This window comes from Lentzea kentuckyensis, from assembly GCF_002150765.1.
Lineage (GTDB): Bacteria > Actinomycetota > Actinomycetes > Mycobacteriales > Pseudonocardiaceae > Lentzea > Lentzea kentuckyensis.
The window spans coordinates 25,705-36,821 of record NZ_MUYM01000069.1; the positions used below are offsets into that span (position 1 = coordinate 25,705).

General features: G+C 69.5%; 6 protein-coding genes. 4 read left to right on the forward strand and 2 right to left on the reverse strand.

The window, feature by feature from the left end:
• Positions 1-843 carry a DODA-type extradiol aromatic ring-opening family dioxygenase gene (locus B0F77_RS29885; protein ID WP_086666338.1) on the reverse strand — a complete coding sequence of 281 codons (843 nt, stop codon included), beginning with the start codon at positions 841-843 and terminating at the stop codon, positions 1-3.
• Positions 844-866: 23 nt separating this feature from the next.
• On the opposite strand from B0F77_RS29885, the gene B0F77_RS29890 reads away from it, so the two are divergent.
• Positions 867-3,977 carry a phosphodiester glycosidase family protein gene (locus B0F77_RS29890; RefSeq protein WP_086666339.1) on the forward strand — a complete coding sequence of 1,037 codons (3,111 nt, stop codon included), beginning with the start codon at positions 867-869 and terminating at the stop codon, positions 3,975-3,977.
• A 60-nt stretch (positions 3,978-4,037) separates the two neighbouring features.
• Entirely contained in the window at positions 4,038-5,699 is a 1,662-nt protein-coding gene (locus B0F77_RS29895) for a DEAD/DEAH box helicase (protein WP_086666340.1), read from the forward strand.
• A gap of 181 nt (positions 5,700-5,880) precedes the next feature.
• Here the strand turns inward: B0F77_RS29895 and B0F77_RS29900 are convergent, their stop codons facing one another.
• Positions 5,881-7,833 (reverse strand): RICIN domain-containing protein, encoded by a 1,953-nt coding sequence (locus B0F77_RS29900; protein WP_086666341.1) that lies wholly within the window; start codon positions 7,831-7,833, stop codon positions 5,881-5,883.
• Positions 7,834-8,114: 281 nt separating this feature from the next.
• On the opposite strand from B0F77_RS29900, the gene B0F77_RS29905 reads away from it, so the two are divergent.
• Together B0F77_RS29905 and B0F77_RS29910 are read left to right on the forward strand one after the other, a co-directional pair.
• Positions 8,115-9,155 (forward strand): hypothetical protein, encoded by a 1,041-nt coding sequence (locus B0F77_RS29905; RefSeq protein WP_086666342.1) that lies wholly within the window; start codon positions 8,115-8,117, stop codon positions 9,153-9,155.
• A gap of 52 nt (positions 9,156-9,207) precedes the next feature.
• Positions 9,208-11,117, forward strand: a 1,910-nt coding sequence (locus tag B0F77_RS29910; RefSeq protein ID WP_211294127.1) for an ALF repeat-containing protein, incomplete at its 3' end; no start/stop codon positions are given.

Consider the following 11,117-nt stretch of genomic DNA (forward strand, 5'->3'; position numbering starts at 1 on the left):
CTACGACATCGCGACGGCGCGGCCGTTCGTGTCGAACTCGTGCGCCAGCGTCTTCAGGGCCTGCCCACCGGCGGCCCAGGCGGCCGTCCAGGTGAGGCATTCGGCGGCGCCGTTGCCGGCCCGCGAGACCAGGTCGGTGCCGATCGAGTCGAGCCACTCCCAGGACGTGCCGCCGATGCCTGCCAGGAAGGCTTCGTCCCAGGTGCGCGCCAGGTCCCGGATCGTGCCCTCGGCACGGGCGCGCTCGTTGACCGACTTGATCCACGCCTGGCGCTCCTCCTCCGTGAGCACCGCGCCCGTCTCGGGTTCGCGGAATCCCGGCAGGTCGTGCGCCAGGCCGCCCGAACCGACGTACAGCACGCGCTGATCAGCGAAGAACTCGCCGACGCGGCGTCCCAGTGACGCCGCGCGGCGGAAGGACGCGTGCGGCGGCGAGGCGCAGTTGATGAAGATCGGCAGCACCGGCTTGGAGTCCAGCGAGCCCAGCAGGTCACGGGTCGTGTGGCCGAACGCGTGGTCCAGCTCGGCGCGGTAGGCCGTGGCGACGTCGAAATCCCCCTCGACCAGGTCCGCCACCAGGGCGCGCCCCAAGTCCGCGGGCACGTCGTACGAACCGACCGGGCCGGCGACGTCGCCCCGGGCCGAGGCTTCCAGCACTACCGCGAAGGTCGGGACCACGGAACGGAACGCACGGCGGTGGTCCGTGCCGAAGAAGACGACGAGTTCCGGGTCGAAGGCATCAACAGCCTCGCGCGCGGCGCCGATCGCCGCGCGGACCGGGCCGTGCGGAGCGCTCGGCAGGGTGATCAGGTGCGAGGCGCAGACCGTTAGGCGATTCTTCACCGGACCAGTCTAGGTTCCGGGGCGTGACGAAGCGTGCACTTGCGGTGATCATCACCGCTGCCATCCTCGCACCCGTTTCCCCTGCTCACGCCGAGATCAGCAGACGCATCGAGACCGAGCGGGCCGACAGACCCGTCGCGGCGGGCGTCACTCTCAGTTCCTTCGACTGGTACCGGCCCGACGGCTGGGTGCGCGGCGACGCGCTCGCCGTCGACCTCGCCAAAGCCCAGGTCGGGTACGTCGACACCGGCGCCGTCGCGCAGGCCGCTCCCCTCTCCCAGCACACCAGAAGAGCCGTCGCGGCGATCAACGGCGACTTCTTCGACATCAACAACTCCAACGCGCCGGAAGGCGTCGGCATCCAGGACGGGCAGCTCAGGAAGTCCGGTCAGGGCAGAGCCGTCGGCATCGACGCGGCGGGTGTCGGCGGCGTGATGGAGACCTTCTTCGAAGGCACGCTCAACGGCACGCACAGACTGACGCAGCTCAACAGCGCAAGAATCGACACGGACGGCATCGGCGTCTTCAACCCGTTGTGGGGCACCTACAGCAGAGCGCGCGCCACGCAAGGTGCGTCCAACACGGCTGAAGTGATGGTCAAAGACGACGTCGTCCAGGAAGTGACCGTCCCGACGGACAAACCCATCACCGGATACGCGCTCGTGGGCCGGGACAAGGGCGCGGACGTCCTCAAGGGGTTGAAGCCCGGCGACCAGGTCGACGTCAGCTACCGCAGCCGCACGAGCGACGGCAGCGAGCCGAGGACGGCCATCGGTGGGCGGCAGCTGCTGGTCAAGGACGGCAGGAACGTCGCGCCGGCCGACCCGCTGCATCCACGCACGGCGGTCGGGTTCTCGCAGGACGGCAAGAAGATGTTCATGCTGACCGTCGACGGACGGCAGGGCGCCTACCTGCCCGGCCTGAACCTCCAGGACCTCGCCGACGCCATGATCGAACTCGGCGCGCACAACGCCCTGAACCTCGACGGCGGCGGCTCGTCGACCATGCTCGCCCGCGAACCCGGCACGACCGAGCTCAAGATCGTCAACACCCCGTCGGACGGCGGCGAGCGCCCCGTCCCGAACGGCCTGGCCCTCTACGCACCCGCCGGCACCGGGAAGCTCGTCGGGTTCGACGTCCGGACCAGGGACCAGCGGGTCTTCCCCGGCATGACCCGCCGGATGACCGTGCGCGGCCACGACGAGACCTACGGCCCGGCGCCGAGCGACCACATCACCCGCGCGACGGGCGGATGGGCCATCGGCGACACCTTCCACGCGGCACCCCACCGCGGGCCGGCGTCCTTCACGGCGTTGCGCGGCCACACCACCAGGACCGTCCAGCTGACCGTGCTCGGCGAACTCGCGCGCCTCGCACCCGCGGACTCCAGGATCAGCCTGAGCGAGGACGAGCGGAAGCCGTTGCAGATCAACGGTTTCGACGCCAGGGGCTTCAGCGCGCCGATCGAACGGGCCGACCTCGACCTCAGCTACGACCGGACCGTCATCGACGTCTCCCCCGACCTGCGGATCACAGCGCTGAAGCCGGGTGCGACCACGATCAGGGCACGCTCCCAGGGCAAGGAGACCCACGTCGCGGTGACCGTCGGCGCGAACGACGAACTGATCGCGCCCATGGACGACGCTCCACAGTGGACCTTCGGATCGGCCCGCGCGACCGGCACGGCCACCCCGGACCCCAACGGCCACACCGGCCAGGGACTGAAGCTCAGCTACGACTTCAGCCAGTCGACTGGCACGCGCACCGCCTACGCCGTGCCGCCGAAGCCGCTGCGGATCGACGGGCAGCCCCTCTCCCTGGCCGCGTGGGTGAACGGCAGCGGCAAGGGTGAGTGGACGGCGTTCACGGTCACCGACGCGTCCGGTCAGTCGCGGTCGCTCTACGGCCCGTACATCACCTGGAACGGCTGGAAACAGCTGGAGGTCGCGCTACCGCCGGAGCTCAAGTTCCCCGTCCAGGTCACCAGGTTCTCCACGATCGAAACCAAAGCAGACCGCTCCTACCGGGGCGAGGTGATCGTCGACGACATCACCGCGCGAGTCCCGCCCGGAACCACCCTGCCGCCCACGCCCGAGCTGCGCGAACCGGTGATCGGCCAGGCGACCGGCTGGACGTTCGCGGTCATGTCCGACGCCCAGTTCGTCGCCCGCGACCCCGACAGCGACCTGGTCAGGTCCGCCCGCCGCACGTTGCGGGAAATCAGGTCCTCCGGCGCCGAGTTCGTCGTGATCAACGGCGACCTGGTCGACGAGGCGTCGCCGGAGGACCTGAGGCTCGCCCGCAGGATCCTGACCGAGGAGCTCGGCGACTTCCCCTGGTACTACGTGCCCGGCAACCACGAGATCATGGGACCAGGCACGATCGACAACTTCCGCCGCGAGTTCGGTGCCACTCACCGCACGTTCGACCACAGGGGCACGCGGTTCGTGCTGCTCGACTCGTCGGCCGGGACACTGCGAGGCGGTGGCTTCGATCAGATGGAGATGCTCCGAACCGCACTCCACACCGCCACCGGCCAGGCCGTCGTGATGATGCACCACCCGCCGCGCGATCCCACGCCCGCGCGCACCAGCCAGCTCGCCGACCGGATGGAGGCGGCGTACTTCGAGCGGTTGCTGTCCGAACGCGACAAGCCCACGGCGTTCGTCGGCGGGCACGTCGGCGGCTTCTTCGCGTCCACTGTGGACGGCGTGCCGCACGTGATCAACGGCAACTCCGGCAAGGCACCGGCCGAGGTGGGCGGGTTCACCGGCTGGACGCTCGTCGGCGTCACCGGGAACAACATCAAAGCCGAGATCCGGCCCCATGTGGACGCACTCCAGGTGCGGGCTCCGGCGGACCTGAGGTCCGGCACACGGGAAACGGTTGCGGCGACGTTGAAACAGGGCTCGCGGACGTTGCCGGTGAAGTATCCGATGGCGGCGGTGTGGGAAGGGTCACCCGGCCTTCATGTGGGCGACAGGTCCGGCATCCGGCCGTGGCACGTCGCGTGGCTCGATCCGGACAACGGTGTCCTCACGGGGATAAGGCCTGGTCAGGTCAAGATCTCGGTCACCGTGAACGGCGTGACGAGCGGCGCGGACGTGCGCGTGGGCCTGCGGGAGGTTGCTTGACCAGGTCCGGAAAGAGTGCTGGGTGAGTGCGATGTCGGGCGGTGGGGGAAGATACTCGTCATGACCACCGCCGACAACGGTTTCGCCGACCTGGGGCTGCGGCCCGACATCCTCAACGCACTCACCACGCTGGGCTACGAGGAGCCGACGCCGATCCAGAGCGAAGCGATCCCACCGCTGCTCGCTGGCAACGACCTGCTGGGGCAGGCCGCCACGGGCACGGGCAAGACGGCGGCCTTCGCGTTGCCTCTGCTCGAACGCATCGCAGACAGGATCGGCAAGGGCGAGAAGCCGCTCGCCCTCGTCCTCGCCCCGACCCGTGAGCTGGCCGTGCAGGTCTCCGAGGCGGTGCACCGCTACGGCCGGCACATGGGCACGCGCGTGCTGCCGATCTACGGTGGCCAGCCGATCGGCCGCCAGCTGCGCGAACTGTCCCGCGGTGTCGACGTGGTGGTCGCGACCCCGGGCCGGGCGATCGACCACTTGCAGCGCGGCACCCTGCAGCTCGGCGACCTGCAGGTCGTCGTGCTCGACGAGGCCGACGAGATGCTCGACATGGGCTTCGCCGAGGACATCGACGCGATCCTTTCCGAGACGCCGGAGCAGCGGCAGACCGTGCTGTTCTCGGCCACGATGCCGCCGCGCATCGACCGGATGGCCAAGAGCCACCTGCGTGAGCCGGTGCTGATCCAGATCGAGCGCGAGAAGACCGAGCCGGGCGAGGCCCCGCGCGTCCGGCAGACCGCGTACCTGGTGCGCCGCGAGCACAAGCCCGCCGCGCTCGGCCGCGTGCTGGACGTCGAGTCGCCGACCGCCGCGGTCGTCTTCTGCCGCACGCGCGACGAGGTCGACCAGCTCACCGAGACGCTCAACGGCCGCGGCTACCGCGCCGAGTCGCTGCACGGCGGCATCAGCCAGGAGCAGCGCGACCGGGTGATGTCCCGGCTGCGTTCCGGCACGGCCGACCTGCTGGTGGCCACCGACGTCGCGGCCCGCGGCCTCGACATCGAGCAGCTCACGCACGTCGTGAACTACAACGTGCCGTCCGCGCCCGAGGCCTACACGCACCGCATCGGCCGCGTCGGCCGCGCCGGGCGTGAGGGCGTCGCGATCACGCTCGTCGAGCCGCGCGAGAACTCCATGCTCAAGACCATCGAGCGCGTCTCCAAGACGAAGATCCCGATGGAGAAGGTGCCGACGGTCGCCGACCTGCGCGCCCGCCAGCTCGAACTGACCCGCTCGTCGCTGCAGGAGTCGCTGATGGAGGACGACCTGTCGCGCTTCCGCGTGGTGGTCGAGACCCTGGCGGACGAGTTCGACGTCATGGACATCGCGCTGGCGGCCGTGAAGCTCGCCCACGAGGCCTCGGGTGCCGCCGCGGACGAGGAAGAGATCCCGGAGGTGCGCCCGCGCGAGGACCGGCCGCGCCGCGAGGGTGGCCCGGCGGGTCCGCGCCGCGAGCGCCGTGGCCCGTCCGAGGGCATGACCAGGCTGTTCCTCGGCGCGGGCCGCTCGTCGGGCATCCGGCCGCAGGACATCGTCGGCGCGATCACCGGCGAGACGCAGCTGAAGGGCCGCGACATCGGCGCGATCGAGATCGCGGACCGGTTCTCGCTGGTCGAGGTGCCGGGCCCGGCCGCGAGCGACGTGATCGAGCAGCTGCGGGACGCGACCATCAAGGGCAAGCGCGTCACGATCCGCCGCGAGCGCCAGCCCCGCTAGTGCCGCGTCGCGGCTTAGTTCTGGCGCTTGCCTCGTGGATGAAGGGACCCTTCATCGACCTGAGGTGGATGAAGGGTCCCTTCATCCACAACCGGGAGCACAACCAAGCCGCGACAACCTACTAGTACCCACACGAACGGCTCCTCCCTGCGAACCGGGAGGAGCCGTTGTCGTCAGCGGATTACACCGGCGGGTTGTACACCAGCGTCCATCGCTGGTTGGCGAGCCCGGTGTTCTCCCAGGTCTGGACGATCGCGGCGTTCTGCGTGGCGTGCCCGATCGCGTCCGCGAACTGAGCGGTCAGCACGCTCTGCAGCCCGAGGCTGTTGTCCACCCCCTGGGTGAAGGCGAACTGCTCGGTGCCGCCGTAGTGGCAGGTGAACTGGATGAGCGAGGTGCCGTTGGTGAACTGGCCCCACTTGACGTCCAGGCACTTGCCGGACTGGATGTTCTTCAGCGCGTAGCGGTTGTGGCCGAGCGGGATGATCTCCCACCGCATCTTGTTGCCACCGACGCAGTCCCACAGCTCCATCTCCGCCAGGTCGGCGTTCGCGCCCTCGTTCGGCTGGTCCCACACGCCCGCGGTCTGCAGGCAGCGGCCGGACTCGACGCCCTTGACCCACACGATGCCGGCGCTCACGCCCACGACGTCCGCGCGGTGCGTCGGGTCGATGAGACGCCAGCGCTGGTCGATCGCGTTGGTGTTGCTGCCCAGGACGATCAGCGTCGCGTTGGCCGTGCCGCTGTTCTGCGTCGTGGCGTACCGGCCGTTGGCGACGTTCTGCAGCTGGAACGAGCCGTCCGCGACGTTCTCGATGAACTTCCAGCGTGCGGTCGGGCTGTCGCACAGGTTCTGCACCACGGCGTCACCGGAGACGTCGAGGCACTGCTTGGAGTGGAGGCTCTGCAACAGGTACTGGTCACCGTTGACCTGGTTCAGCTCCCACACCTGCTTGGTGCCGCGCAGGCAGTCCCACAGCTCCTGCTGCTGCCCCTGCCGGGTCGCGTCCTCGCCCCCGCCCCAGATCTGCAGACAGCGGCTGGACCCCACGCCCTGCAGCTCGATGACGCGCTTGTGGTCCGGCTTGATCAGGTCGAGCTTGAGCGCCTCGTGCTGGCCCACGTTGAGGAACGCGTGCCGTGCGGCCAGGTCACCCGACAGCGCGACGCGTGCCGCCCTGGCGAGGTTCGGCTTGTAGCCGTCGCGTTCGGCCGCGCCCAGGATCTCGTTGATCCGCTTCGCGGTCTCGGCCGCGTCCTGCTCGTTCTGCTCCGCCAGGTCCTTCTGGTGTGAGGCGTGCACACCGGTGAAGATGAACGCCTTCCACACCAGCGGGTCACGGCTGTCGGCCGCGGCCTGTGCGTCGGCCTTGATCCACTTTCCGGTGGTCCGCCGGAAGATCGAGTAGACGAACTCGTGGTCCGTCATGAGCTTGAGGTCCTCGGTCAGCGGCGCCTTGGCCACGACCAGCCACGCCTCGGCGCGCTTGTTCTCGTTCTCCTGGCGCGCCAGCTCTTCCTGACGCTTGCGCTCGGCTTCCTCGATGCGGCGCTGCCGGTCGACCTCACGAGCGGTGAAGATGTCGGTGGCGACGTACACCTGGCGCTGCTCGTCGGTGGACGTCGCGGTCAGCACCGCCGCGGCCTTGTTGCGCACCTCGCTGTTCGCCTCGGCCCGCTCCCAGAGGCGGAAGACGAACTCCTTGAGCGTGGCGTCGAGATCGCCCTGGGCGAGGTTGTTCCAGCTGACCACCGCGGCGGCCGCGATGCGCTGCTTGTCGCGCTTGGCCTTCTGCAGCTGCTCGACGAGGTCCGCCTGGTGGGCGGTGTAGATGTCTTCGGTGATGAAGCGGTAGCACGCCTCCGGATTGGACGGAGAGTTCGCTTCGAACGCGTCCGACGCGGCCAGGTTCACCTTGGCGTTGGCGGCTTGTTTCGTCTGTCCCCACACCCAGATGGTGAAGTTGCAGTCCGTCATCTGGTACTGCGTGGGCGTGATCGTCAGCGGGATTTCCCTTGCCGCGGCGATCTTCTGGTCAGGCGACGACTCACGCGGCGCAGCCGCGGCGGTGGCCGTCGTGACCGAACCGGAAACGAACGTGGAAACGACCGCGAGCGCAGCTAATGCGCGCATGCAGCGGCCGCCCAGACTGGATCTGGACAACTGCGAATCCCCCAGGACTCAAGGCATCACCAACGGTTTTGTGGCCAGACCCCCCAGCCTGCCGGATGCCGTGGCACGGACTTTCGCACACGACGGCACCACCCGCAACGCTTGTGAGCTGAGTCACACTTGGTGGCGGACCGAGGTCGTGCTAGAAACGCCCTGGGCAACTCTGCCCGCCGCCTTAGCCTGTTTCTGGGGGGAAATACATGGGGCGTCACACTTTGCTGCGCTCAATTCTCGTTGCCGCGATGGCTTTCGGAGCGGTGATGACCGCGGCGGTCACGCCGGCGATGGCCGAGGCCACGGTCACATCCACCACCGCGCAAGCGGATCTGGCCACCGGAAGACGCGACACGGTACGGAGAACAGCGTTCTCGGAGTCCTCCTCGGCGGAACTGCGCGCGGAAGCGTTGCAGGCACTGCTGAGCAACCGCGGCGACGCGGCCATCGACGAGTTCTTCGCGACCGGCATCGCCAAGGCGAGAGCCAGGGCGACCGAACGGGAAACGAACAACCGCCGGTACATCCAGGAGATCAACCGCTACTCGCCCAGCGGGAGCGCCGTGCGGTTCACCTCGGACCAGGCGATGGTCAGCGCGGCGAACGCGCAGGACGTCTACGTCCAAAGTGGATACGAACGCGCCAGGGCCGCGGACGAGGCCAACAACAACCAGCACCAGGAACACCTGGCGCGACTGGCCGGGGAGGATCGCACGTACGTGGCCTACCTGGCCGCCAACGATCCCGGCGTGCAGGTGCGCGCGGCGGCCCAGCGCGCGATCGCGGGCGACGACACCCAGGTGGGCCTGTTCTTCAAGTACTACTGGGGCATCGGGGCCGACCTCGACAACGAGGGCTTCCGCCGCAGGACGCTGGAGCAGAACGAGATCTGGCACCGCAAGATCCGCGTGCTGACCGAGGCCGCCCTGGCCGCGGAGAAGGCCGAACGCGAGTCGAGCGGCGAACTCGCCCGCAAGGCGCGGCAGGACGCGATCGCCAGGTGGGACGAGGTCGAGCACGAAACCACACAGTCCTCTGTGGACTGGAACGCCGAGAAGGCCAAGGCGGACGCGCAGGCGGCGGCCTGGGCGCAGGTGGCCCAGCACGCCCGCTCCGCGCAGAGCGAGCAGGACTGGGCCGCGATCCTCGACCGCGCCGGAACCTCCAACACCTCGTGGGCGGACGAAGCGGCCTGGGCGCTCGGCCAGGCGAAGTTCTGGCAGGACCTCGCGACCAACGCGAAGAAGAACGCCGACTCCGCGCGCGACCGCGACCGGGGGGACCGGTAACCACATGAACAGCTCACTTCCCAGCGCCGCCTCGTCGCGGCGCCGGTCAGTCATGGCCTTGGTCATCACGGTGGTGCTGGCGTTACTCGGCTCGAACGCCCCCGCGCTCGCCGCACCGCGAACGCCGATTCTCCAGCAGCAGCAACAGAGTCAGGCGAACGACCCGGTCGACGAGGAACACGAGTTCTACAAACAACTCGTCGGCGACATCAGGGACCACGCCGAGGACGTCGAGGTACGCGAGGCAGCCGCGGCCGCACTGGCCGTGGGCACCAAGGAAAAGCTGATCTGGTTCCTCGACCACGGTCAGGCCGAGGCCCAGGCCCGCGCCGACCAGCGCAAGAGCGTCGAACGCGCGGAGAACCGCAAGAAGGTCGAGGAGTGGGCCCGCACCGGTGGCCCGAACGTCAAGGCCGGCGCACAGGCCGCGCTGACCGCCGGTGACCGGGCCATCGCGGACTTCGTGGCCTACGGCTACGAGATCGCGCTGAAGCAGGACAAGCAGCAGGCCGAGGACGACAAGGCCGAACAGGAACGGATCACCGGCCGCGTCCGCGACATGGTGGCGCACGGCGGTCCGCAGGTGAAGGTCGAGGGCGAGGCGGTCCTCCTCCTCAACGACTACGCGCGGATCCGCGAGTTCTACCTCACCGGCTACCACGAGGCGAACAAGCGCGACCACGACTTCCAGGCGGTCATCGAGAAGGCCCTGGCGGACCGCAACCGCGCGCTGACCGAGCTCGACCAGCTCGCCCGGCGCAGCGAGGCCGCCGCCAACGCGCGCACCGAGATCATGCGCGCCAACATCAACGCGGTCAAAGCCATGGAAGACGGCATCTTCGCCATGCAGATGGCGGTGAAGACCGCGCACAAGGCCGACCGGATCTTCCAGGAGGACAAGCCCGGCCGCGCCAACGGTCACAAGGGCCGCGACCAGGAGATCGACGCGCTGCGGGCGGAGGCGGCCGAGTACGCCGCCCGCGGCCGCCGGGTCGTGCCCGAGGCCGAGAGGATCAACGCCGCAGTCCACAACGCGGCGGTCCGGCTGGTGGAGTCCGGTCTGACCAACGGCCTGGACTGGGCCAAGGTCACCATCGGCATCGCGAGTGCCGTCGAAGCGGCGGCACTCGCGGCCGAGACCTCGCAGCACGCGGCCGAGGCCACCCTGGCCGACAGCCGCGCGCTCGACGCCGACCGCAACGCCCAGGAACACGCGAACAACGCCCGCAAGTACCTCGACGAGACCAAACGCCAGCGGGACAGGGCTCTTGAGCTGGCCGCGGCGGCGCGGACGCAGCACGACATCGCGATCGCGGCCCGCAACCGCGCCGAGCAGCAGAAGAACATCGCGGCGCAGAAGGCGGCACAGGCTCAGGGACACGCCGCGAACGCCCGCAACGCGCGGGTGAACGCGCAGGGCGCCGCGGCGAACGCGATCGCCAAGTCCAAGGACGCCACGACCGCGTACGCCAACGCGGTCCAGGCCAAGACCGCGATGGACGAGACGGTCGGCAAGGCCGAGAAGCTCGGCAAGCAGCTGCAGGTAGCGGAAACCGTCTACGGCAAGCACGTCCAGGTCTACAACCAGTACGCGCGAGAACTGGAGAAGGCCCGCCAGAAGGCCGAGGAACTCGGCGGCGAGGCGTGGGACGAGTACCGGCGCATCGAGGGTGAGACGAACGCCGCCAAGGCGTCCGCCGACCAGTCCGCGGCGTACGCGGCCAGGGCCAGGGCCGCGGCGGAGACCGCACGGGCCGGGGCGCAGGCGGCCACGAACGCGGCCAACGCGGCCCAGGCGGCGGCGAACAGGGCGAACCAGGAGGCGGTGACGGCGCGCCGGGCCGCCGACGAGACGCACCGCCTCGCGCTGGAGACCACCAACGCGGCACTCGCCGCGAAGGACGGCGCCGAGCTGGTGCAGGCCGAGGCCGAGGAAGCGGTGCGCGAGGCCAACCAGGCCGT